This is a genomic window from Moraxella sp. K23 (assembly GCF_041154765.1).
Classification (GTDB): domain Bacteria; phylum Pseudomonadota; class Gammaproteobacteria; order Pseudomonadales; family Moraxellaceae; genus Faucicola; species Faucicola tetraodonis.
Map to the genome: position 1 here is coordinate 2225007 of NZ_AP031595.1, position 22613 is coordinate 2247619.

Here is a 22613-nt window from a genome sequence, read left to right on the forward strand (position 1 = left end):
CAGCAAAAAATAGCCCAAACTAGCCAAAACTGCTATGATATTGGCATTTTCGATAATGACTAAATTGCCATGTTTCCACTAATTTTAACTCACCCGCAATGGGATCCTGTCGCTCTGCATTTGGGACCTATCCAAGCCCACTGGTACGGGCTGATGTATTTACTGGCTTTTGCTGCCGCTTATGCGTTGGCTTGGTATCGCACTAAGTCACGCCCAGACTGGAATGCCGACATGGTCGCTGACTTGGTATTTTACGGGGCGATGGGCGTGATTCTAGGCGGTCGTATCGGCTATGTGCTGTTTTATCAATTGAGCGAATTTTTAGCCAATCCGATGTATTTGTTCAAAATCAACCAAGGCGGCATGTCGTTTCATGGGGGATTTTTGGGTGTTGCCATCGCAATGCTATTTTTTGCTCGCAAATATCAAAAGAATATTTGGAATGTGCTAGATTTTATCATTCCCTGCGTGCCAACCGGACTGCTGTTTGGTCGTATTGGCAATTTTATCAATGGCGAATTGTGGGGTCGCGTGTCTGATGGTGGTTACAACTGGCTGATGCTGTTCCCGCAAGCGGTCAATGAAGACAATGAATTGCTCAAACAAACCCCTGCCCTGCAAAACCTTGCGCAAACCTTTATGATTGATGGCAACAATTATTTGTTACTCCCCCGCCATCCGTCACAGCTGTATCAGGCTTTTACTGAAGGGGTGGTACTGTTTGTTTTGGTTTGGTGGTTTGCCAGTCGGCCGCGTCCGCGTATGGCGGTTAGTGGTTTGTTTGTGATGGGCTACGGTATTGCACGTTTTATTACCGAATTCTTCCGCCAACCTGATGCTGACCAAGGTTTTATTTTATTAGGGTGGATGACAAAAGGGCAAATCTTAAGCCTACCGATGATTATCGGTGGTTTGGTTTTATTGATTTGGGCGTATAAAAACCAAATTTACGATTGGGGCAGTCAAAAGAATGTGGACTAACAAAGAAAACTAACCAAGGAACTCATCACCCATGATTACGTCAAAGAACGAACAAGCCTATTTGGATTTACTTAAACTGGTGCTAGCCAATGGCATACAAAAAGGCGACCGTACGGGTACCGGTACCATCAGCTATTTTGGCGCGCAGATGCGGTTTGATTTGAATGAGGGTTTTCCACTACTGACCACCAAAAAAATCCATACCAAAAGCGTGATTTATGAGCTGCTTTGGTTTTTAAAAGGCGATACCCATGTACAATACTTGCAGGACCATGGTGTACGCATTTGGAATGAATGGGCAACCGCCGAGCAAACTGCCCGCTTTGGCAAGCCTGAAGGCGAACTTGGCGCGGTATACGGGCACCAGTGGCGCAACTTTGGGGCGAGCAAAAAAGCGGACGGCAGCTACCATTCAGACGGTTTTGACCAAATCAGTTGGGTGGTGAATGAAATCAAAAACAACCCAAACTCGCGCCGTTTGATTGTCTCTGGCTGGAATCCTTTGGAGGCCAACGAAGTGGCCTTGCCCCCTTGTCATACCCTGTTTCAGTTTTTTGTCGCCGATGGCAAATTATCTTGTCAGTTGTACCAACGCTCGGCGGATTTGTTTTTGGGTGTACCTTTTAACATTGCCAGCTATGCCTTGCTTACCCATATGATAGCCCATGTGACGGGGCTTGGTGTCGGTGAGTTTGTGTGGACGGGCGGTGATTGTCATATCTATAACAACCATCTACAGCAAGTGCATGAGCAGCTTAGCCGCGCGCCGTTTGCCCTACCCAAACTTTGGCTCAATCCTGACATTACTGACATTTTTGCCTTTGATTTTAACGATATAAAAATTGAAAATTATCAAAGCCATGCCACAATTAAGGCTGAAGTCTCTGTATAAGCTTGCAGCCCAACGCCAAAACTCACAGTAATCTCACAGCAATAAGGATAAATCATGAGTTATTCTAATGTGGAAGTCGCCCAAATCGTGGCGATGAGCCAAAACCGCGCCATTGGCAAAGACAATCAATTGCCTTGGCACATCTCTGAGGACTTGAAACATTTTAAAAAACATACCAATGGCGGTATCGTGATTATGGGTCGCAAGACCTTTGAATCCATGGGCGCAAAACCCTTGCCCAACCGTACCAATTTTGTGATTACCACCAATTTGGACTACCAAGTGGATGATGATGCCGTCATTGTGATGCACAACCTAGATGACGCACTGACCCAAGCCTCATCGCTCGCCCATGGTAAAGGTTTGCAAACGATTTGGGTGATTGGTGGCGAAAAAGTCTTCCAACAAGCCCTACTGTTTAGTGATCGCTTAGAAATCACTCAGGTCGATACCGTGATTGACAACGCAGCGGCGTTTTATCCAGAGATTACCAGTGATTTTGTCAAAACATCAGAAAGTGAAAAATTCACGGATGAACAAAGCGGGTTGAGCTATCAGTTTGTCACTTACCAAAAAGCTTAAGCTTGACAGTGACGACTTAGCGCACAAAAAAACCACGTTATCTAACGTGGTTTTTTTGTGCATTCATCAATGTATTATTTTGATTGTTCTTGAGATTTGACCGCTGAGGCAACAGGTGGTGCGATATTTGGGGTGTCACCTGTTTTGGCTTTAATCTCTGCTTTGGCTTCAGCCGTTGAGGCATTACGCGCTTCAATGGTCGATGTCTTTGCAGTAGCCGTTGGTGCAGAAGATGGCGTCATAGAGGCATTGTCTGGGCTGGCAACCGTGGCGTTTGGACCTGTTGCGGTGTCTGCATTGGCAGTGGCGGTGGTGGTTTCACCTGCCGCAGGTGAGGTTGCCGCAGGCGTCGAACCCGCTGGTTTGGCAGCGGCGGCAGCAGATGCGGCGGCTTTGGCTTCCACTTCAGCATTGAGTTTTGCAACGTCAACGTGGTTACCAGCAGGGCGAACAATTGCTGAAATAAGGATTAATAAAACCACGCCTAGAAACGCTAAAACGCCAATTAAAGAATAACTAAGTTCTTTTTTGACATTGTTTTCCACGACTTCATGATGAGCCATCGTAAACCTCACTGTAAATCATTGGGGCAAGAGTTGTTGAATCTAAATGAATTCAAATCTAATTTATAACTATTATACGGAACTTTGTAACCATTATATACTAAATTTTTGCAATTGGTGACAAAACCTTACTGCATTTAAGGTTTTTAACGTGTTTTACGAACCAGCCAACTAATCAGTAGCAAGAGCGCTGCCAGTGCCAAGATAGGATAACTACCCCAGCGCATAAATGGCGTATTACCAACGCGCGATTGGATCTCACCCCGTAGCACCGTGCGTTCAAAGGCTGGCGCTTTGGCAACAATATTGCCTTTATCATTGATGATTGCGGTCACGCCTGTATTGGTCGCGCGCATAAACCAGCGGCCGGTTTCAATCGAGCGCATTTGCACCATTTGTAGATGCTGTAGTGGACCTGCCGATGTGCCAAACCAAGCATCATTGGATACGGTCAATAAAAAGTCGGTATTTTTGGCATTGCGGCGGGTGGTATCAGGATAGGCAACTTCATAACAAATCGCCACCCCAACTGGGTGGTTTTTGACTTGCAAGGGCGCTTGGTGTGCAGACCCACTGCGAAAACTCATGGTGCCGCCCATCAAGTTTGGTAATGCCCAATCTAACATTCCTTCAAACGGGATATATTCGCCCACGGGTACCAAATTTTGCTTCTTGTATAAGCCTTTGGCATCGGCGCCCAAAGCAATCACACTGTTGTAAAATGGCTCGTACTTATCAACTTTTGGGTCGTATTCATTGACATCCACATACGGAATACCGGTGAGCCATGCGGTATTGCTTTCGCGGGCTTGGGCAGCAATTTGGCTGATAAAGGGCATGGCGTCGGTTTGAAACATCGGAATTGACGACTCTGGCCATAAGATAATGTCCTGACCCCATTCCGTTTTACTTAAACCTGCATAGATACCCAGCGTTTGGATTTGGTATTCTTGCAGCCATTTTAAGTCCTGCGGAATATTGCCTTGCACTAAAGAGACTTTCAGATTTGGTGTGCCTTTGGGGGTCGTCCATTGCGGGGCAATAAGCCACAGCGCCACGCTTGCCAGTAACATCACAGATGAGGGAATTAAAAAACGGTATTTTTTTCGCGCCGCTTCCACCAGACTGGCTGAGACGAACACTGATACAAAGCTCAGCGCCAACACCCCAAAAATTGGCGCAAGGCTTGTCAGCCAAGGTTGTGCTGTATAAGCATAGCCCACAAATAGCCAAGGAAAACCTGTAAATAGCCAGGTCTTTAACCACTCTTGTACCACCCATAATGACGCAAAGCTTAACGGCTGTTTTGCCACAAAACGGTTAAAAATGACCGCTAAGGCGCCATGAAACAATCCCATTCCTAAGCCCACAAAACCAATCATCAGCAAAGCTAACAAGGTAGGGGTATCACCATAGGTATGAATCGAGGTAAACAACCAAAACGCGCCCACGCTCCACAATCCCATACCATACATTTCACCGAGCCAAAACGCCCGCCAATTTGACATTGGGGGCAATAATAGCCAATACAGCACCAGTGGCGACAACAGTGCCACTATCCAAAAATTGTAAGGCGCTAACGCAAAGATAAATGCTGCACCCGCAAGCCAAGCCAGCACCAGTTTAGGTAACAGCGGCTGTTTGGTATTTGCAGATTTGGCACTATCGTGATGAGATTGTACAGAAAGTTGCTTTTTTAGGGACTGGGTAGTAAGACGCATTGGCGGGTATTGCCTTTAGGGTTAAACGGTTTTGCAAACATAAGTAATTGGACTAATCGTCGAGCTGATTATACCCTTTAACCAGTTCAATTTCTTGGATAAATCGACCATCTGCTGACAATACCGTCAAACGACAATCGTCAATAAAGACCGTTTGACCCAATACCTCATTGACTTCGCCAAGCTCTTGCATGACCAGTCCACCCATACTAGTGACATCCTCACTATCAAAATGGGTACCTAGCTGTTCATTACAGTCTGAGACTGAGGTGATGGATTGCACAATCCATGTATCAGGCTGGTTGGGCACAGGCACTATATGATTGATATCGGTATCTTCTTCGATGTCGTCATGCTCATCGATGATATCACCGACAATTTCTTCGAGTAAGTCTTCCATCGTCACCACGCCTGCTGTCACCCCAAACTCATCGATGACGATTGCCATATGAATTTGGTTTTTTTGAAATAGACGCAGCAGGTTGTCAGAACGCGCAGTTTCACTGATATAAATCGGCTGACGTACAATCGCTTCAAGATTAAAATGGTCAATATTTTGACCTTGCGCCTTGGCGACCAAAAACGGAATCAAATCTTTGGCAAGTAAGATACCCATCACTGTGTCTTTGTTGTCATCGATAAATACAGGATAACGCGAGTGGGCGGTTTCCATATAGAGCGACATGATATCTTGCAAGTTTTGGTGCTGGGTGATGCCTGCAACGTGGCTGACAGGGGTCATGATTTCTCGCACTTGAATAGCGGGTAAATCTAGCACGCCCTCTAACATATCGACGGTGTCGGGCGCCAAAAATCGACGCGAATCATGTACCAATTTGACTAGTTCATCACGGGTTTCAGGGGCGGTGGATAGCCAGCGTTTCAGACCGCGTGACCAGCTACTGCCTTGCTGTTTGGTTGACAGGTGTGAACTCGAATTGTCGTCTGACATAGCCGACGAGACCCTCATATGGCGAAAGATTTTTTTACCTTACCTTAACCCCATGATGATTGCAATGGTATTTTTCTTAATTTTATTGTATTTATGGGCTGATTTTACTCACCCATCAGCTTGCTCGGTGCTAGTAAAGTCTCGAATAACCAAGCGCTATTGGCGAATCCAATGAATCACCCGTTCTTCTTGCTCAAGCTCAGAGACTTCTGTTTCAGACTGACAGCGCCCCGCCACGCTGATATTTTTTTGGCGCATCATGGCTTGTGTCACGGCAGCATCTTGAGTAAGTAATAAATGCCAGCTTGGTAGTGATTGCCCGTAGTACAAGCGCTTGTAGGCACAGCTTGCCGGTAGCCAATACATCTCGCCAATGTTATCGATGGTTAGGCTGATGCAGTCGGGCACATAGTCGCGCCTTGTTGGGTAGTGCTGACAAGCCCCTGTGGCACAATCAAGCAGTCGACAGGCAACATCACTGTATTCAACTTCATCGGTGTCATCGTCTTTAAATTTAATCAAACAACACGCCCCACAGCCATCGCACAAGGCTTCCCATTCAGCTTGGGTCAATTGTTCTAACGAAAATCGCTCCCAAAATTGCGGGCGTAAGGTAACAGATTGGCTCATTATGTTTCCAACTTTCGGCTTGTATAAAACAGTGACAGTATTATAACGGAAAATGCGATGATTTCAGTATACAGTAATGCCTGTATTAACCGTTGCACTGACTTGCCACGCTCGGAGTAGCGTATAAAGTAGCGTATGAATCCAGCGTTTTTATAACGCCAGCTTTTTATAACAATAGCAACCAATCATATCATTTACCATAACATAAGGATTTATGATGCCAATTCAAATTTTACAACTCGAATCTACCACTACCGATGGCGTGGAGCTTAAAAGCTATGTCTGTCTACCAGAATCAGCTAGCCACGATAACCCTGCCCCAGCGATTTTGGTGGCGCCTGAATGGTGGGGCGTCGTTGAGCACCCACAAAAAGTCACTGAGCGTTTAGCCGAAGCGGGTTTTGCTGCCGTCGCCATGGATGTGTATGGCGAAGGTAAACTGACCACAGATGCCGCCCAAGCCAATGAATGGATGAGCCAAATGCTCGCTGACCAAGACATGTTGATGGCGCGCTGTAAACTCATTATGGATGACTTTACCGACCTCGAAGCCGTTGATGCAAACCGTCTGGGTGCGATTGGTTTTTGCTTTGGCGGTAAAATCGCCTTAGACATGGCGCGTGAAGGTTTCCCGCTCAAAGCAGTGGCGACTTTCCATGGCAACCCTGCCCCAAAACAACCGGCACAAAAAGGCAAGTTCGCTGCCAAAGTGTTGGTGGCACATGGTGAAGCCGATAGCATGGTGTCGATGGATGCGATTGAAGGGCTAAAAAAAGAGTTGGATAACGCCGATGTAGAGTACACAGTCGATGTGTACGAAGGCGCCAAACACGGCTTTACCAATCCTAATGCTGACAAACGCGCCGAAGAAAATGGCGTGGATTTGGGCTATGATGCAGATGCCGCAAAAGCCAGCTGGGATGAAATGATTGCGTTTATGCAGGACAATCTTGTATAACATACAGCCGCTGCATCGTTAGCCCCAAAAGCAATACCCCTCATGATATTGCTTTTTTTATGCCTACGTCCCAGTGTGAGTCCAGCTTTGTTAAGTCTGTTGTCAGTCACTATTGAATACTAACCAGAAAGTCCTATATAGCTATCACGATAGTAACCCGATGGTGAATTTTGAACGCACATCCGAATATAAGCCACTCAAAGATGCCAAGTCCCAATCAGCACTTAAGCCACAGTCATACCGAAGCGCATACCGAAGCACATACCGAAACACAGCTTGATAGTTTTGCACCGCGTATTTTGACCTGGTTTGACCATAGCGGGCGTCATGATTTGCCGTGGCAGCAGCATCAGCTTGACACGCCAGACCCCTACCCGGTGTGGTTATCTGAAATCATGCTACAGCAGACCCAAGTGGCGACGGTGATTCCTTATTTTGAGCGCTTTATGGCAAGTTTTCCCACCGTGCAGGATTTGGCAAGCGCATCTTGGGAGCAAGTCGCTGAGCACTGGGCAGGGCTGGGTTACTATGCGCGTGCGCGCAACCTGCATAAAGGTGCCAAGCAGCTGGTGGATATCATCGAGCAAACTGGCAAATTTCCGCAAACGGTTGCCCACTGGGAGCAGATTTCAGGGGTGGGTCAATCTACGGCAGGCGCGATTGTGGCGATGGGTGTCAGAGCTGACCAATATGGCGGTGACAGAGGAGTGATTTGCGATGGTAATGTCAAACGTGTGTTGACCCGCTGGGCTGGCATTGACGGCGATATCACCAAAACTGCCACAACCAAAGCGCTTTGGCAACTCGCCGAGCGCCTAACACCGAACCGTGATAGCGGGCACTATGCGCAAGCGATGATGGATATGGGTGCGACGCTATGCACCAAAGCCAAACCTGCCTGCCTACTGTGTCCCGTGCAAGCCGACTGCGTGGCAAATGCCCAAGGCAAGCAAAGTTTTTATCCGGTAAAAAGCAAAAAATCACCCAATCCCTCTAAGTTTTCGCTAGCGTTAAAGCTGGTTTGCGATGACAAAACCTTGTGGCTACAACGTCCTGACACTGGGATTTGGGGTGGACTGTGGTGTTTACCATTGGCCTTTGTCAAAAAACAACAGGGCGCAAAAAACACAGAGGCGCCGCTACTGGCAACCTGGCAGCAAGAGTCAACATTTGAAGCCGAATATAACACCGCTGAGCAGATTATTTTTGCGTTCTTACAAGCCGAGCAACTGCTAAATATCCAGCAGGTTAATTTAGATAGCCCTGATACTGTCAAACATAGCCTTACCCATTTTCATTGGTTTTTGACCCCGCTCATTATGACGCTGACGATTGACCAGGGTATGCGGCTGACGCAAACTCTGCAACAAGCGCTGCAAACGCTGTCATGGGTAGATGATTCAGCGCAAAACAGCTTAGCCAAACCGAAAGCCATGCAGCTATTGGTGAGTGGTTAAAGCTTGTAAAATTGTCGCAGGCATTAAGTCAGGGATAATAGTTATGTTAAGATTGGCCTGCTGTAATAGCATTTGCTCTGCAATACGCGACTGCAATACCAAATAATAACAGCTGGCAGCCATTTCAGTGTTTGCTGTTAGTTGTTGCCAGTTTTGCCAGGCGGTCAAACTTGAGATGAGTACAACGATGGGTTGGTTGTGGCTCTGCGTTTGCTGCCAAACCGCAAATGCTTGGGTAGTTGCGCTTGGTAAAACCCGTTGGTACAAGTTTAGCAAATGTACTTGCACACCTTTTGCCGCCAATGTATCCGCCAATAGTTCTCGCCCGCCGATGCCGCGCCATACCTGCAAGTAATCGCCTTTACCAAGCGATTGGATTACCGGCAAATTCAATAGCCCTTCATTGTTTTGCGCCCGTTTTTCACCGGGAAAAGTAACGGTAGGCGCTGGCAACTCTGTGAGTTGCTGCCAAGTCTGGTTAAAGTAATTTGCGGTTTTGTCACCCACCGCAACCCATGTAATCTTTTTGGACAATTCCGTTAGCTTGACCAAGGTGGCAAGCCTTGCTAAGCCATACTTTACTGCCGCTTCGCTGACTAGCACCACCACTTGATAACGGTCAATCTTTTGTAAAACTGCTGTCTCTGCCACTGTCAACGGCTTTTCTACCAACGTCAACAGCGGCAAGTCAATCACTGCAACGCCATGCTGGTGCAAAAATAGACTTAGCGTCTTGGCTCGCTGATCGGGTCTGGTATTGATAAATTGCATGGCTATGCGTATCGTTCAATATCACTGGTCTTGATAAATCTGTGCCAAGATTTTGTCCGCACCTTGTGCAATGAGCGCCTCAGCCACCACCACGCCCACGGCTTCGGCAATTTGCTGCGACTCCCGTGCGTCATCAACTAACGCGTTATGATGCTCAGCTTTTAACAAGGTTTTACCATCTACACTGCCGACCCGACCCTGTAAATGAATTTGTCCATCTTGAATGGTAGCAAAGCCTGCAATCGGCACTTGGCAACCACCCTGCAAATGACGATTCATGGCGCGTTCTGCCATCACACATAGACGGCTTGTCTCGTCATTGAGCGGTTTTAATAGTGCCAGCACATCGGCATCATCACTTCGGCATTCAATGGCAAGCGCACCTTGTCCGACCGCTGGCAGACTGATATGCGTATCAAGTTCATGGCGAATACGATCGGTAAGCCCCAAACGCGTCAAGCCACTGGTTGCCAAAATAATGGCATCATATTCACCTGCATCTAGCTTGGCTAAGCGCGTGCCTACATTGCCGCGTAAGCTGATAATCTCTAAGTCAGGACGATATTGCTGAATTTGGCATTGACGGCGTAAACTTGATGTACCAAGTTTAGCGCCTTGTGGCAACGCATCTATACTCGCATAGTGATTTGATATAAAGGCATCGGTTGGCTGCTCACGCTCACAATATGCGCCAAGCGTCAGACCTTCAGGGAGCACCATGGGTACGTCTTTGAGCGAATGCACGGCGATATCGGCACGTTTTTCATATAAGGCTTGCTCAAGCTCTTTGACAAATAAGCCTTTGCCGCCGATTTTGGCTAGCGGGGTGTCCAGGATTTTGTCGCCTTTAGTGACCATTGGTACTAGATTGACGGTCAGGCTTGGGTACAGCGCTTGCAAACGCGCTTGGATGTGTTCGGCTTGCCACAATGCAAGCGGGCTTTGGCGAGTGGCGATATTTAAAGTGGTTAACGTAGTCATAGCAGTATCTTTTTTAGCAAACAATAAAAATGCCTAACTCTCTAAGCTAGGCATTTGTCAGATGGGTATCTGTCATTGATTTAGCGAGTTGGCCATCAGTATAGCAAAATGTCAGGATAATTTCTCTGACTGCTCGCTAAAGCATACTGAAACATGCGAAAGACGACACTACATACACTACATTGATTGGATTTTATCGCGTAGTAATGGCAAATGACGGCGGCTGACGGCAAGCTGGTCGGGCAAACCTTTGAAACGTACTTGGTACTGACCTTGGTCAATCGCTTCAAGCATTTCTAGATAGTTAACATTGATTAACGCATTGCGATGGATACGAAAGAATGCGTCCCCAAATTCTTGCTCAAGCTCTTTGAGGGTTTCATCAATTAAAACCGTGCCGCCTTTATGACGGATTTGCACGTATTTTTGGTCCGCCGTAAAGTAATAGATATCTTGCAGCGCAATCAGCTCCACCCCGCGATGGGTACGCGCCGCAATATGCTGACGATTGGACTGTGCTAACGGGTCTTCTAATCGACTGATTTCATTGAGCTGGGCATTACTAAGCAATGACGCTCTTGATAGTACCTGTAACAACTCTTCTTTGTTGGCAGGCTTTAGCAAATAGCCAATCGCGTGTGCTTTGAATGCAGCAATCGCATAATGGTCGTACGCGGTCACAAAAATAATGGCTGGTGGATTGTTAAGTTCATTGAGCTCTTTGGCGCAGCGGATACCATCCATTCCTGGCATCCGAATGTCTAACAAAATTACATCGGGTGCGAGTTCTTTGACTTTTGCAATGGCCTCCATACCTGTGGCTGCCAGGGCAATTACTTCATGTCCCTCTTCTCTTACGATACGTGCCAACCTCTCTCGGGCTAGTGGCTCATCGTCACAGATCACAATTCTCACTGTTTACTCCTTTGCTCCTTTGAGGTCAAAAACACATGCCTTTAACCCTACAAATCTTACGTACTTCAAAATCTTATGCCAAATCCAACACAACCTCTTTGTGAGCAATCAAACCCTTATAAAATAGCGCTTAACTGATTAGATAAACTAATAAACGCATTTTATTAAGTAGATGCTAATATATCATAGTTTGTTAAATAAAATGTAAAATGCCGCGTTAGATTGGTGACTTTTTTATGCCAATTCCGACTAACAAAATAAATGGGCTAAAAAGCTGCGACATCTTTGAGGGGATAGCGAACAGATTGGGCAGGAAAAAAGTGCTGGTGAGCGGCTCTTTAATGCGCTTGAGTGAAATTTGTGAGGTATCCTCAGTTTTTGCTATACTAGCCCTAGATTTTGCAGAGGGAAATAACAGCTCCAGCAATCTCATTATTTTTATTCCTTTCACACTTACACAAAAAATGGACGTATTATGAGCAATCAAATTTCCGCTGATTCTAGCACATCTAGTATGTGGGGTGGACGTTTTAGCGAAGCCACCGACAGTTTTGTCGCTGAATTTACCGCGTCTGTCGGATTTGACCAACGTTTTGCCAATCAAGACATTGCAGGCTCGATTGCTCATGCCACCATGCTGGCCAAAGCAGGTATTATCACCGAGGCGGAAAAAGACCAAATCGTTGGCGGTTTGACCCAAATCAAACAAGAAATCGCCGATGGCAAGTTTGTGTGGTCGGTGGCGCTTGAAGACGTGCACATGAATGTGGAGTCTCGTCTGACCGCTATTATTGGCGATGTCGGCAAAAAACTGCATACAGGGCGTAGTCGTAATGACCAAGTCGCAACCGATATCCGTTTATATCTGCGTGACCAAACCGATATTATTTTAGGATTGTTAAAACGTCTACAAACGGGCTTATTGGATTTGGCAAGCCAGCATACCGACACTATCATGCCAGGCTTTACTCATTTGCAGACTGCGCAGCCTGTCAGTTTTGGTCATCATGTGATGGCATGGTTTGAGATGTTAATGCGTGATAGCGAGCGCTTGATTGATGGTCGAAAACGTATCAACCAAATGCCCCTAGGCGCCGCAGCGCTGGCAGGTACGACTTATCCGATTGAGCGGGAATTTACCGCCGAGCTATTAGGCTTTGAAGGGATTTGTCAAAATTCGCTGGATGCCGTATCCGACCGTGATTTTGCCATTGAATTTGCCAGTAGCGCAAGCCTGTTAATGATGCACTTGTCGCGTATGAGTGAAGAAATCATCTTGTGGATGTCAGCGCAATTTGGGTTTGTGGTCGTCCCGGATCGTTTTTGCACGGGCTCATCGATTATGCCACAAAAGAAAAATCCCGATGTGCCAGAGCTGGTACGGGGTAAAGCTGCACGCGTGTTTGGCGATATGATTACCCTATTGACATTGATGAAAAACCAACCGCTGGCTTACAACAAAGACAACCAAGAAGATAAAGAGCCGTTATTTGACGTGGTAGATACTTTAACAGGCTCTCTACTTGCTTTTGCTGATATGCTACCAAACTTGATTCCAAACAAAGAAAATATGCGTGCCGCGACCATGAAAGGTTATGCGACCGCCACCGATTTGGCGGATTATCTAGTGCGTAAAGGCTTAGCCTTCCGCGACGCGCATGAAGTAGTGGGTAAAGCAGTAGCATTAGGTGTGCAAAAAGGCGTGGATTTGAGTGAATTATCGCTCGATGAGCTTCAAGGCTTTAGCGACTTAATTGGTGAGGACGTGTTTGAATATCTAACCCTTGAAGGCTCGCTCAATGCCCGTAACCACATCGGCGGTACAGCGCCGAATCAAGTCAAAATGGCGATTGAACGTGGGCGTCAGCGTATCGAACAATTAGGTCATTAATATGCCAAAACTGTTCTCGTATGGCACATTACAACAAGAAAATGTACAGCTTGCCACCTTTGGGCGTACACTGGTGGGTAGTAAAGACCAACTCATTGGCTACCAGTTGGGTGAAATTGAAATCACCGATGACGATGTGCTCGCCACAAGTGGCAAACGTTTTCATCCGATACTACTTAAAACCAATAACCCAACCGACAAAGTGGCAGGTGTGATTTTTGACATTACCGAGGATGAGCTTGCCCAAGCCGACCGCTACGAAGTCGATGCCTACGCACGAGTAGAAGGTCACTTTGACAGTGGTGCTACCGCGTGGATTTACGCCGATGCAAGCGACTTAGACTAGCAACTATTAACAGGATAACAAATGGAAACTTATAACCCCGCTGACCACATGGTCATGTGCCGTAAATACAAACAAAAGCTACCCAAAATGCCGAAACCGCCGTTTCCTAACAAGCTGGGTGAAGAGCTGCAAAACACCGTGTCTGCCAAAGCGTGGAATGAATGGCTAGAGCACCAAACCATGCTCATCAATGAAAACCACTTGAGCATGATTGACCCAGAAGCCAAAAAATTTATTACCGAGCAGCGCAATAAATTTTTGGATAATGAAGACTACGAACGCCCAAAAGGCTGGACAGCGCAAAAATAAATAAGCGCTAACAACAAAAAACCCCAAATAAATCTATTTGGGGTTTTTGCTTTTTTGGTGTTGATTAAACCATGACAATCAAAGTTTGACCCATTTAGGCAGGTAATAAATAACGCAGTTAAAGCCTTAAGCTTGCGCTTCTTCTTTACGCACTGACAGTTTTTCACGGATACGTGCTGATTTACCAGAACGGTCACGTAGGTAGTAAAGTTTGGCACGGCGTACATCACCACGACGTTTTACTTCAATTTTTGCAATTTGTGGTGAATGGGTTTGGAACGCACGTTCAACACCTACACCACTAGAGATTTTACGTACGGTAAACGCAGAGTTTAAGCCGCGGTTACGTTTAGCGATAACAACACCTTCAAATGCTTGTAGACGCTCACGGTCGCCTTCACGCACTTTTACTTGTACGACAACAGTGTCACCAGGACCAAAACTTGGTACGTCTTGCTTAAGCTGGCTATTTTCGATTTGTTGAACCAAAGGATGTTTGTTACTCATGAGATTTTCTCCTCTCACTGGGGACAGAGGCTAAGCTGACTAAAGTTAGTTGATGTCAGCAAATGCGCATACTCCCCGCTAATTTTATGTGTCTTGATAGCAATCGACACGATTAGGCATCCGTCAAGTGGATGAATCTGGGTGGCTGTCTTTAGCAGATTGCGCTGCTTCTGTCAGCCATTTTTGTTGCTGTTTGGTTGGCACAAAGGCTTGCCACAAATCAGGACGTCTTAGCTGGGTGCGTGTTGCCTGCTGAATAAATCGCCACTTGGCGATATTGGCATGATGCCCTGACAACAGCACGTCAGGCACTTTCATCCCTTGAAATTCAGTCGGTTTGGTATATTGTGGACAATCGAGCAAGCCATCCACAAAGGAGTCTTGCTGCGCCGATAAATCATCGCCCATCACATTGGGCAATCGGCGTATCACACTATCCATCAATACCATCGCGGGCAATTCGCCCCCTGTGAGCACATAATCACCAATTGAGCATTCGATATCGACAGACTGACTCAGTAGTCTTTCATCGATGCCTTCATAACGACCGCATAACAAAATCAAGCCGTCATATTGGCAAAAATCAAGCACCCCACTTTCGCTCAGTGTCTTGCCTTGTGGCGACAAATACACCACAGGACAGGTTTTACCGCGCGCATTGGCTTGCGTTTTGGCGTAGTCGATGGCTTTTTGTAACGGCTCTGCCATCATTACCATACCAGGCCCTCCACCAAACGGACGCTCATCGATACGCCGATAATTGTCTGTGGTAAAGTCTCTTGGGTTAATCAGCAAGATTTCCGCTTGCTTGCGAGCCAGCGCCCGCCCAGTGATGCCAAAGTCAGTAATACTAGCAAACATTTCGGGCAAAATGGTTATTACCGCAAAAAACATACGCTACACTCACTTTAGCTTGGCATTAACAACGCCTTGTTGATTGACAACTCACATCGAATAAATGCTAGGCACCCATCAAGGATGAATACGCAAATGTTAATCATCAATGCTAGTTATCAACGTTTAATAATCACTGCCCCAATCAACCATCAGGGTCTGCTCGGCTAAATTCACCTCGCCAATGGTCTGTTTGTGCCAAGGAATCAATCGTTCTTCGCCGTCCACACTATCAGCAGTCGACTCGACTACCATAATGGCATGGGCCCCTGTTTCAAACAGCTCTTTTACACGTCCTAAAATGATATTTTCTGACTGGCTAATCACCGTCAAACCAATCAAATCTGACCAATAATATTCGTCTTCTGCAAGCTCAGACAGATTGTTTTTTTCTGCCCAAAGGCTCACGCCAAACATAGTTTCTGCGATATTGCGGTCGGGTACTTCGTTAAGTTGTACCACGTAGCCTTTACCTTGTTGTCGCCAGTTTTTTACCGTTAAGGTCTTTTGACCCATGGCAGTATTGATGACCCAAGGCTGCATATGAAATATCGCTTCACGGTCTTCAGTAAAGCTAAATACCCATAGCCAGCCATGAATGCCATAAGGCTTTTTTAGCTCGCCGATTTTAAACAGCGATGTGTTAGCCTCATTGGTATGCAAGTCTGTCGGTTGTTTTGCCATATTAAAGTCCGCTCTACTTAATTTTTATAAAAAATTAAGCAGTTGCTTGTGCTTTGCTAGCTGCTTTAAATAAAGCGGCAACACGGTCAGAAGGTTGTGCGCCTTTGTTGATCCATGCTTGGTAAGCGTCAGCGTTGATGCGTAGTGGCACTTCTTGACCTTGCGCTAGTGGGTTAAAGAACCCGATGTTTTCGATGTAACGACCGTCACGGGCATTGCGTGAGTCGGTTACCACGATTTGATAAAATGGGCGTTTTTTCGCACCACCGCGTTGTAAACGGATAACTACCATAATGTTCTCTCTGTGAATGCAATCAATTGAATCTAGTTCAGTGGTTAGAGCCTAAAAGACCCAAACAATTGAAAAAACGGCATAAATACAGTTTTAGCAAAGTTTAGGTACACCAAAAAGGGCAATAGTTTAGCATATTTTTATCAAAATCAATAGCTTTTTGGGGTAAATTTTGACTTTTTATATTTAGCGCAAGTTTAATCACATTGAAGCGATGCCATCGCTCACCAGTCCATAAAACCAGTCCATAAAAAAGGCGCTTATTTGCGCCTTGTTTAATGATTGAATAGCCTATTATGTCAATAGCAGCCAATTATCGTTTCATCGTTTCATCGTTTCAATCAGCACATATACCCCTGCCCCGACCAGATAGCCAATCAGTGCAAGCCAAGTGATTTTTTTCATGTACCACATAAACGGGATTTTCTCCATGCCCATCGCTGCCACGCCCGCGGCCGAGCCGATAATCAAACAGCTGCCGCCTGTCCCCGCACAATAAGCCAAAAACTCCCAAAACATGCCATCTTGACGAAACAGCTCAAGGCGCGCCGCTTCAGCTGCAGCCGCTTGCGCGATACTGGCATCAGTGGTCAGCGGATACATATTCATTGCCCCTGCTACCAAAGGTACATTGTCCACGATTGAGGATAATAAGCCAATCATGACATTGATGACATATACATTGCCAAAAGTGGCATCCAGCCATTTTGCTACGTCACCGAGTATGCCCGCAGTGGCAAGCGCTGCCACCGCCAATAAAATACCGAGGAAAAATAAAATACTGGGAATATCAATACGGCTTAATACGCCTTCAACCCCGATACGCTCACGGATATAGTCATCTTGGTGACGGTGCATGATTTCAGTGACCATCCACAGTACAGCCAAGCCAAACAACACGCCCACATAAGGGGGCAAATGGGTAAGGGTTTTAAAAATTGGCACAAATGCCAATGCACCCAAACCCAGCAGTAACACTGTCATGCGCGTTTTTTGACTGATGCTGTCTTGGGCGTTTGATTTGATGGTAGCACGTAGGCTTTCGATACGCTGCTCTATAGGCATGCTAGCCAATTCACTGTCAGATTCTTGTCCGCTTGGCAGTACAGGTGCGGTCACGGTTTGACCCTTTAGCTGCATCATCACCAAACCCATGGGGATTAACGTACATACGATACTTGGGATAAACACATTTGCCATAATGCCCGTTGCGGTAATCTGCCCACCAATCCATAGCATGGTGGTGGTGACATCACCCACAGGTGACCAAGCGCCACCTGCATTGGCCGCAATCACAATAAGACCGGCAAAATACCATCGCATTTTTTGGTCATCAATCAATTTGGACACCAGTGATACCATCACAATGGTGGTGGTTAAGTTATCGAGTAACGATGAGAGAAAAAAGGTGATAATGGTAATAATGGCGAGTAGCTTACTGGCATTTTTGGTATGGATTTTATCGGTAATCACTCGAAAGCCATCATGCGCATCAATCAGCTCAACAATCGCCATCGCCCCCATCAAGAAGAACAAAATCTCGGCGATTTCTGCCAAATGCTCACGTAACTGCTCGCCGACAAAATGCAAGGAATCTTGATGATTTGCAAGGCTGGCGGTCACCGAATGGTTAGCAACAAGCGTATCGATACCAAAGGTCAGCAGTACCCATAACGCAATCGCAGTCAGTAGCGCGCTGGCAGCTTTGTTGACATGGATGTTGTGCTCAAAGGCAATCGCCATATACCCTAATATAAAAATCCCTGCTATCACCACGTATAACATTATCGCTACCCCTGTTATGCTAATACCCACATGCAAAATATCTTAACCTTAGCTGGCATTATACGGTAAAATTATCGCCAAATTCTAGCGATACGCATTTTGACCAACCTTGCTCAATTTGCGCCAACCGACAACAGGACAACCCCATGACGACGTTATCAACCACGCCAACTTTAATTATCCCTGCCATTGACCTCAAAGACGGCAAATGTGTCCGCCTAAAACAGGGGCGTATGGAAGACGATACCGTATTTAGTGACGACCCTGTCGCAATGGCAAGCCGCTGGGTAAAAGAAGGCGCTCGACGCCTGCATTTGGTGGATTTAAACGGTGCTTTCGATGGCGTGCCGGTGCATAAAGACGTCGTCACCGCGATTGCCAAAGCCTACCCAAATTTACCCATTCAACTCGGTGGCGGTATTCGTAGCCTTGATACCATCCGTCATTATCTAGAAGCGGGTTTGACCTATATTATTATCGGTACCAAAGCAGTCGAACAGCCTGAATTTGTTGAACAAGCGTGTCAAGAATTTGCCGGTCATATCATTGTGGGTATTGATGCCAAAGATGGCATGGTAGCGACACATGGCTGGGCAAATGTCACCGATGTCAAAGCGGTGGATTTGGCAAAACGCTTTGCCGATGCAGGCGTATCTTCTATCGTCTATACCGATATTGCGCGTGATGGCATGATGCAAGGCGTCAATGTCGAGCAAACAGTCAACTTGGCAAAAGAAGGCGGTATTCCGGTGATTGCCTCAGGTGGGGTGACGGATTTACAAGACATCGAAAACCTAAAACCCTACAGTGATTATCTTGAAGGTATCATTACAGGCCGTGCCATTTATGAAGGTACTCTCGATATTGCTGCGGCGCAGGCGCTTCTCGATAGCTAGCAGGCGCTACTCGACAACTAAATGATATTTAATTCGCTATATGACGGAAGGTCAGATTAATTCTACCTTCCGTTACTTTTTTGGTTTTAGGCAGGCTGTGCAGCCAATGGCGCTGGGTCTGTCCGCGCATGACAATTAGCTGTCCATTTTGCAAGGGAATCTCGACTTTTTCCTTGGTGATACGGTGCTTGAATACAAATTTACGGGTTGCCCCTAATGAGACAGACGCGATAATGGGCTCATTACCCAGTTCGCTTTCATTATCGGCATGGTAGCCCATACCATCATCGCCTGTGGGGTAATAATTAAACAAACAAGCGTTAAAATTTGCGCTCATCTGTTGCTCAGCCAGCAGCAGTTCTATGTGCTGTTTTAATGCCAAAACATCTGCTGTCCAAGGCGTTGCCGTCTTACGTTGTCCAGAATAGTGATAATCGTTTTCACTCATCCACACGATTTGGCGGTGGGTGACATGGTTTTTGCCAAAAATTGTGACAACGTCATGCTGCCAAGGTAACTGCGTTAAAAAATGCCGATAAAGCGCATTGGGCTCATCAGCGGGGTTGTCAAAAACCTGCCCAAAATCATTGACAATGCCATCGTAGGGCAATAAATTCTCGTTGGGATTGGCGGCAAATAAACTCATGTTAGCTTGTCAACTTCAGCTTTTGAAAAATGAGCTTGGCGCATAATTCTGGTGCTTCAAGTGGCAGTAAATGTCCATAGTCATTGAGCACCGTCATTTGCTCCTTGGGCACGAATTTATCCCACATTTGGCGCACTTGTTGACTGATAAACATCGACGGCTTACCGATGATTAACTGCACAGGCACTTTGTTGTCGGCAATAAGCTGTTGTAATGGCTTCATAATCAGCGGTGTACCAAAATAATTGGCGAGTTCTTGCTTGGGTGAAAAACGTAGCGTGAGTTCAGCCTGCTCACCTGCCTCTAAACTATTTGTGGCATAGGTTAAAAGGTGCTCATCGGTGATACGTTTGTACGCTTTATGACGGCGAAGAAACTGATAATACGCATCCACACTGGGCCAGTCGGCTTGTTTGACTTGGGTGCTTTTAAAGGGTTCTCGGGTCATTTTCACCATGCGTGGCACCAGGCTATAAAACTTGCCTTGCTGGTTGGTAAAGGTGACAGGCTCAAGCAAATAAAGCGCGCTAAACAAATCTGGGCGTTTGGCAGCCGCGATGGTGGTGGCAGTTGCCCCTTGTGAATGCCCGATACCAATGACGGGCTTGCCGTCTCGCTCTGCTAGGGTGGCTTGCAAGAACTCAATCAAAATATCGGCATCTTGTTCCCGCGTCAGCGTGGTTTCGGTCGGTTTATCGTACCATTCACCCCGCATGGTCAGCGCAGTGATGTTAAGATGTTGCGCTAAGTCGTTCAAGAGTGGCTCATAGACGCCTAAAGCAAAGCCGTTGCCGCCGTAAAAATGGGCAGTCTGGCTGGCAGTGGGGTTTTTGATGTTATAGTATTTGGCGTTTTTGCCGTTTAGATTGATGCGTTGTTCTTCCATGCCAATTGTCCTAATTAATCACTTAGTCACTTGATTATAAGACCCAGTGAAAAGTTATGACTACCCCTTTTGTGACTTGCCATTCACCCTTGCCGTTGGGCGGTATCAAATCTATTGTAAGTTAGCACTTCTTTTATTTAATCATCTTCGCCAAGAAAACCGCCACTTTGTCTTGCCCACAATTTGGCATATACACCATTTTGAGCTAGAAGCTCACCATGGCTACCTTGCTCGACGATTTGCCCTCTATCCATCACCACCAATCTATCCATCGACGCAATTGTCGATAATCGGTGGGCAATCGCAATCACGGTCTTGCCTGCCATCATATCGTTAAGGCTGTCAGTGATGGCGTATTCCACTTCGCTATCGAGTGCTGAGGTCGCTTCATCGAGCAGCAAAATCGGGGCATTTTTGAGCATCACACGGGCGATGGCAATGCGCTGGCGTTGTCCACCCGAGAGTTTGACCCCTCGTTCACCGACTTGGGTATCCAAGCCGACATTGCCTTTGGCGTCGCTTAGATGTTGGATAAACTCCCACGCATGCGCTTGTTTGGCGGCGCTGATGATTTGCTCATCGGTGGCATCTGGGCGACCATAGGCAATATTTTCTCGCACGGTGCGGTGTAGTAGTGAGGTATCTTGGGTGACCATGCCGATTTGTTGGCGTAAGCTCTCTTGGGTGACATCGCTGATGTTTTGATTATCAATTAAAATCGCACCACCATCGACATCATAGAAACGCAGTAGCAAATTCACCAAGGTTGATTTACCTGCGCCAGAGCGTCCCACTAGACCGATTTTTTCACCTGCTTTAATCTCAAGGTTAAAATCATCGAGTAGTTTTTGCTTGGCATCGGCGTCATTGGTTTTATTGCCACTTCGACCATAATTAAAATCGACATGGCTAAAGTTGATTTCGCCTTGCGTGATGATTAAATCCCTAGCATTCGGCTTATCTACCACGGTATGCGGTTTTGACAAGGTTTTCATGCCGTCCTGCACGGTACCGATATTCTCAAACAATGCCGCCGTTTGCCACATTATCCAGTGGGTCAACCCGTTAAGACGCATCGCCATTGCAGTCGCTGCCGCAATCGCCCCTACGCTTAAGCCGTTGTAATACCACAGGTACAAACCGAGCGCCACCGTAGTACCGACCAATACCACATTAATCAAATGATTGACCAGCTCAAGGCGGGACACCCAGCGCATTTGCTCATGCACCGTACCCAAAAACTGGCTCATCGCATCTTTGGCATAGGTCAACTCACGGCGAGAGTGGCTAAATAATTTTACTGTCGTGATATTGGCATACGCATCCGTAATCCGCCCTGTCATCAAGGCACGGGCATCGGCTTGGCGACTGGCAGAATTTTTAAGCTTGGGGATAAAATACGCCACAGTGGCAAAGAACATCACCATCCATAACAGAAATGGGATGAGTAACCAACCATCAAGGTGAAATAAAATAATGCCACTACTGACAAAATATACCAATACATACACCAGCATGTCGGCAATGGTCATAATGGTATCGCGCACCGCAAGCGCGGTTTGCATCACCTTGGCAGACACCCGACCGGAAAACTCGTCTTGATAAAACTGCATGGATTGACCGAGCATTTGACGGTGAAAACGCCAGCGCATCTGCATCGGGAACACGCCTTGCAGGGTCTGAAAATGAATCAGCGAACTTAACCCAACCAAAATCGGGCTGACCACCAACACGGCCGCCATCATTAGCAAACTATCGCCTTTTTCTGCCCACAGATTAGCGGGCGTATAAGGACCTAGCCAATTGACGATATCACCAATCCACTTGTACAGTAGCGACTCATACACGCCTATCAAGCCTGTCAAGAACATGAAGGCAAAAATCCAACCGCGCAAGCCCTTGGTACACGCCCACAGAAACTTCAGAAAATTATCCGTTGGTAGGTTGTAATTGTCTTCTGGATAGACTTCCAGACGATTTTCAAAAAAACGAAATAAACCCATAATTGATTATCAGTAGTTTAAAATTATCTGTGTTATTTTAGCAGATATTGAGGATTGATAGCAGGGTCGCT

General features: G+C 46.5%; 25 protein-coding genes. 10 read left to right on the top strand and 15 right to left on the bottom strand.

The window, feature by feature from the left end; all coding sequences use genetic code 11:
* Positions 1-81 precede the first annotated feature (81 nt).
* Genes lgt through ACAM37_RS09850 form a run of 3 tightly spaced genes read left to right on the top strand, consistent with a single transcriptional unit; the run spans position 82 to position 2455 of the window.
* Positions 82-981 (top strand): prolipoprotein diacylglyceryl transferase, encoded by a 900-nt coding sequence (gene lgt, locus ACAM37_RS09840; protein WP_369626860.1) that lies wholly within the window; start codon positions 82-84, stop codon positions 979-981.
* 31 nt (positions 982-1012) lie between these two features.
* Positions 1013-1873: a thymidylate synthase gene (locus ACAM37_RS09845; RefSeq protein WP_369626122.1), complete on the top strand. Its 861-nt coding sequence runs from the start codon at positions 1013-1015 to the stop codon at positions 1871-1873.
* Positions 1874-1927: 54 nt separating this feature from the next.
* Entirely contained in the window at positions 1928-2455 is a 528-nt protein-coding gene (locus ACAM37_RS09850; protein ID WP_007115148.1) for a dihydrofolate reductase, read from the top strand.
* A gap of 74 nt (positions 2456-2529) precedes the next feature.
* Here the strand turns inward: ACAM37_RS09850 and ACAM37_RS09855 are convergent, their stop codons facing one another.
* From ACAM37_RS09855 to ACAM37_RS09870, 4 genes are all read right to left on the bottom strand, one after another.
* The gene (locus ACAM37_RS09855; protein ID WP_065253848.1) at positions 2530-3018 is read right to left on the bottom strand and encodes a hypothetical protein; all 489 of its coding nucleotides are present in this window, start codon (positions 3016-3018) and stop codon (positions 2530-2532) included.
* A gap of 146 nt (positions 3019-3164) precedes the next feature.
* Positions 3165-4739: an apolipoprotein N-acyltransferase gene (lnt, locus tag ACAM37_RS09860; RefSeq protein WP_369626123.1), complete on the bottom strand. Its 1575-nt coding sequence runs from the start codon at positions 4737-4739 to the stop codon at positions 3165-3167.
* A 52-nt stretch (positions 4740-4791) separates the two neighbouring features.
* Positions 4792-5691 carry a CBS domain-containing protein gene (locus ACAM37_RS09865; protein ID WP_159676778.1) on the bottom strand — a complete coding sequence of 300 codons (900 nt, stop codon included), beginning with the start codon at positions 5689-5691 and terminating at the stop codon, positions 4792-4794.
* A gap of 156 nt (positions 5692-5847) precedes the next feature.
* Positions 5848-6321: a YcgN family cysteine cluster protein gene (locus ACAM37_RS09870; protein ID WP_159676779.1), complete on the bottom strand. Its 474-nt coding sequence runs from the start codon at positions 6319-6321 to the stop codon at positions 5848-5850.
* 217 nt (positions 6322-6538) lie between these two features.
* On the opposite strand from ACAM37_RS09870, the gene ACAM37_RS09875 reads away from it, so the two are divergent.
* Positions 6539-7279, top strand: coding sequence for a dienelactone hydrolase family protein (locus ACAM37_RS09875; protein ID WP_096489479.1), 741 nt, complete (start codon positions 6539-6541; stop codon positions 7277-7279).
* Between the two features lie 203 nt (positions 7280-7482).
* Entirely contained in the window at positions 7483-8736 is a 1254-nt protein-coding gene (mutY, locus tag ACAM37_RS09880; RefSeq protein ID WP_369626124.1) for an A/G-specific adenine glycosylase, read from the top strand.
* On the opposite strand, the gene ACAM37_RS09885 is transcribed toward mutY, so the two are convergent.
* The 3 genes from ACAM37_RS09885 to ACAM37_RS09895 form a co-directional block, all read right to left on the bottom strand.
* Entirely contained in the window at positions 8719-9507 is a 789-nt protein-coding gene (locus ACAM37_RS09885) for a uroporphyrinogen-III synthase (protein WP_369626125.1), read from the bottom strand. The two genes, mutY and ACAM37_RS09885, sit on opposite strands and share 18 nt — an antisense overlap.
* Before the next feature lie 21 nt (positions 9508-9528).
* A complete protein-coding gene (gene hemC, locus ACAM37_RS09890; protein ID WP_369626126.1) occupies positions 9529-10488 on the bottom strand; it encodes a hydroxymethylbilane synthase in 960 nt (319 codons plus the stop codon).
* Between the two features lie 177 nt (positions 10489-10665).
* Positions 10666-11403: a LytR/AlgR family response regulator transcription factor gene (locus tag ACAM37_RS09895; RefSeq protein ID WP_369626127.1), complete on the bottom strand. Its 738-nt coding sequence runs from the start codon at positions 11401-11403 to the stop codon at positions 10666-10668.
* Positions 11404-11639: 236 nt separating this feature from the next.
* Here ACAM37_RS09895 and ACAM37_RS09900 point away from each other — a divergent pair, with 236 nt between their 5' ends.
* From ACAM37_RS09900 to ACAM37_RS09915, 4 genes are read left to right on the top strand one after another with little or no spacing between them, the layout of a single operon-like run.
* On the top strand, positions 11640-11882 hold the full coding sequence (locus ACAM37_RS09900; RefSeq protein ID WP_369626128.1) for a hypothetical protein: 243 nt from the start codon (positions 11640-11642) through the stop codon (positions 11880-11882).
* 35 nt (positions 11883-11917) lie between these two features.
* The gene (gene argH / locus ACAM37_RS09905; protein ID WP_369626861.1) at positions 11918-13294 is read left to right on the top strand and encodes an argininosuccinate lyase; all 1377 of its coding nucleotides are present in this window, start codon (positions 11918-11920) and stop codon (positions 13292-13294) included.
* A 1-nt stretch (position 13295) separates the two neighbouring features.
* A complete protein-coding gene (locus ACAM37_RS09910) occupies positions 13296-13640 on the top strand; it encodes a gamma-glutamylcyclotransferase family protein (RefSeq protein WP_369626129.1) in 345 nt (114 codons plus the stop codon).
* Positions 13641-13661: 21 nt separating this feature from the next.
* Positions 13662-13949 carry an oxidative damage protection protein gene (locus ACAM37_RS09915; protein WP_007115982.1) on the top strand — a complete coding sequence of 96 codons (288 nt, stop codon included), beginning with the start codon at positions 13662-13664 and terminating at the stop codon, positions 13947-13949.
* A 126-nt stretch (positions 13950-14075) separates the two neighbouring features.
* Here the strand turns inward: ACAM37_RS09915 and rplS are convergent, their stop codons facing one another.
* From rplS to ACAM37_RS09940, 5 genes are all read right to left on the bottom strand, one after another.
* A complete protein-coding gene (gene rplS / locus ACAM37_RS09920) occupies positions 14076-14456 on the bottom strand; it encodes a 50S ribosomal protein L19 (protein WP_007115984.1) in 381 nt (126 codons plus the stop codon).
* A 123-nt stretch (positions 14457-14579) separates the two neighbouring features.
* Positions 14580-15350 carry a tRNA (guanosine(37)-N1)-methyltransferase TrmD gene (trmD, locus tag ACAM37_RS09925; RefSeq protein ID WP_369626130.1) on the bottom strand — a complete coding sequence of 257 codons (771 nt, stop codon included), beginning with the start codon at positions 15348-15350 and terminating at the stop codon, positions 14580-14582.
* A gap of 126 nt (positions 15351-15476) precedes the next feature.
* The gene (gene rimM / locus ACAM37_RS09930) at positions 15477-16034 is read right to left on the bottom strand and encodes a ribosome maturation factor RimM (protein ID WP_369626131.1); all 558 of its coding nucleotides are present in this window, start codon (positions 16032-16034) and stop codon (positions 15477-15479) included.
* 34 nt (positions 16035-16068) lie between these two features.
* Positions 16069-16326: a 30S ribosomal protein S16 gene (gene rpsP / locus ACAM37_RS09935; protein WP_007115987.1), complete on the bottom strand. Its 258-nt coding sequence runs from the start codon at positions 16324-16326 to the stop codon at positions 16069-16071.
* 321 nt (positions 16327-16647) lie between these two features.
* Positions 16648-18111 (bottom strand): SLC13 family permease, encoded by a 1464-nt coding sequence (locus tag ACAM37_RS09940; protein ID WP_369626132.1) that lies wholly within the window; start codon positions 18109-18111, stop codon positions 16648-16650.
* Between the two features lie 146 nt (positions 18112-18257).
* Between ACAM37_RS09940 and hisA the strand changes: the two genes are divergently transcribed.
* The gene (gene hisA, locus ACAM37_RS09945; RefSeq protein ID WP_050325620.1) at positions 18258-19007 is read left to right on the top strand and encodes a 1-(5-phosphoribosyl)-5-[(5-phosphoribosylamino)methylideneamino]imidazole-4-carboxamide isomerase; all 750 of its coding nucleotides are present in this window, start codon (positions 18258-18260) and stop codon (positions 19005-19007) included.
* Between the two features lie 28 nt (positions 19008-19035).
* Here hisA and ACAM37_RS09950 read toward each other — a convergent pair whose 3' ends face one another.
* From ACAM37_RS09950 to ACAM37_RS09960, 3 genes are all read right to left on the bottom strand, one after another.
* Entirely contained in the window at positions 19036-19653 is a 618-nt protein-coding gene (locus ACAM37_RS09950; protein WP_369626133.1) for an alpha-ketoglutarate-dependent dioxygenase AlkB family protein, read from the bottom strand.
* A 1-nt stretch (position 19654) separates the two neighbouring features.
* The gene (locus ACAM37_RS09955; protein ID WP_369626134.1) at positions 19655-20539 is read right to left on the bottom strand and encodes an alpha/beta fold hydrolase; all 885 of its coding nucleotides are present in this window, start codon (positions 20537-20539) and stop codon (positions 19655-19657) included.
* 137 nt (positions 20540-20676) lie between these two features.
* A complete protein-coding gene (locus ACAM37_RS09960) occupies positions 20677-22542 on the bottom strand; it encodes an ABC transporter ATP-binding protein (protein WP_369626135.1) in 1866 nt (621 codons plus the stop codon).
* Positions 22543-22613: the final 71 nt, after the last annotated feature.

Bases quoted from the DNA above. Each gene is read 5' to 3' on its own strand.
- ACAM37_RS09855 (WP_065253848.1), bottom strand. From the start codon at position 3,018: ATGGCTCATCATGAAGTCGTGGAAAACAATGTCAAAAAAGAACTTAGT.
- ACAM37_RS09870 (WP_159676779.1), bottom strand. From the start codon at position 6,321: ATGAGCCAATCTGTTACCTTACGCCCGCAATTTTGGGAGCGATTTTCG.
- ACAM37_RS09915 (WP_007115982.1), top strand. From the start codon at position 13,662: ATGGAAACTTATAACCCCGCTGACCACATGGTCATGTGCCGTAAATAC.
- ACAM37_RS09845 (WP_369626122.1), top strand. From the start codon at position 1,013: ATGATTACGTCAAAGAACGAACAAGCCTATTTGGATTTACTTAAACTG.
- lnt (WP_369626123.1), bottom strand. From the start codon at position 4,739: ATGCGTCTTACTACCCAGTCCCTAAAAAAGCAACTTTCTGTACAATCT.
- rpsP (WP_007115987.1), bottom strand. From the start codon at position 16,326: ATGGTAGTTATCCGTTTACAACGCGGTGGTGCGAAAAAACGCCCATTT.
- hemC (WP_369626126.1), bottom strand. From the start codon at position 10,488: ATGACTACGTTAACCACTTTAAATATCGCCACTCGCCAAAGCCCGCTT.
- ACAM37_RS09950 (WP_369626133.1), bottom strand. From the start codon at position 19,653: ATGAGTTTATTTGCCGCCAATCCCAACGAGAATTTATTGCCCTACGAT.
- ACAM37_RS09900 (WP_369626128.1), top strand. From the start codon at position 11,640: ATGCCAATTCCGACTAACAAAATAAATGGGCTAAAAAGCTGCGACATC.
- ACAM37_RS09850 (WP_007115148.1), top strand. From the start codon at position 1,928: ATGAGTTATTCTAATGTGGAAGTCGCCCAAATCGTGGCGATGAGCCAA.
- ACAM37_RS09885 (WP_369626125.1), bottom strand. From the start codon at position 9,507: ATGCAATTTATCAATACCAGACCCGATCAGCGAGCCAAGACGCTAAGT.
- ACAM37_RS09910 (WP_369626129.1), top strand. From the start codon at position 13,296: ATGCCAAAACTGTTCTCGTATGGCACATTACAACAAGAAAATGTACAG.
- rimM (WP_369626131.1), bottom strand. From the start codon at position 16,034: ATGGCAAAACAACCGACAGACTTGCATACCAATGAGGCTAACACATCG.
- ACAM37_RS09960 (WP_369626135.1), bottom strand. From the start codon at position 22,542: ATGGGTTTATTTCGTTTTTTTGAAAATCGTCTGGAAGTCTATCCAGAA.
- ACAM37_RS09875 (WP_096489479.1), top strand. From the start codon at position 6,539: ATGCCAATTCAAATTTTACAACTCGAATCTACCACTACCGATGGCGTG.
- ACAM37_RS09865 (WP_159676778.1), bottom strand. From the start codon at position 5,691: ATGTCAGACGACAATTCGAGTTCACACCTGTCAACCAAACAGCAAGGC.
- trmD (WP_369626130.1), bottom strand. From the start codon at position 15,350: ATGTTTTTTGCGGTAATAACCATTTTGCCCGAAATGTTTGCTAGTATT.
- argH (WP_369626861.1), top strand. From the start codon at position 11,918: ATGTGGGGTGGACGTTTTAGCGAAGCCACCGACAGTTTTGTCGCTGAA.
- ACAM37_RS09955 (WP_369626134.1), bottom strand. From the start codon at position 20,539: ATGGAAGAACAACGCATCAATCTAAACGGCAAAAACGCCAAATACTAT.
- ACAM37_RS09940 (WP_369626132.1), bottom strand. From the start codon at position 18,111: ATGTTATACGTGGTGATAGCAGGGATTTTTATATTAGGGTATATGGCG.
- hisA (WP_050325620.1), top strand. From the start codon at position 18,258: ATGACGACGTTATCAACCACGCCAACTTTAATTATCCCTGCCATTGAC.
- mutY (WP_369626124.1), top strand. From the start codon at position 7,483: ATGCCAAGTCCCAATCAGCACTTAAGCCACAGTCATACCGAAGCGCAT.
- rplS (WP_007115984.1), bottom strand. From the start codon at position 14,456: ATGAGTAACAAACATCCTTTGGTTCAACAAATCGAAAATAGCCAGCTT.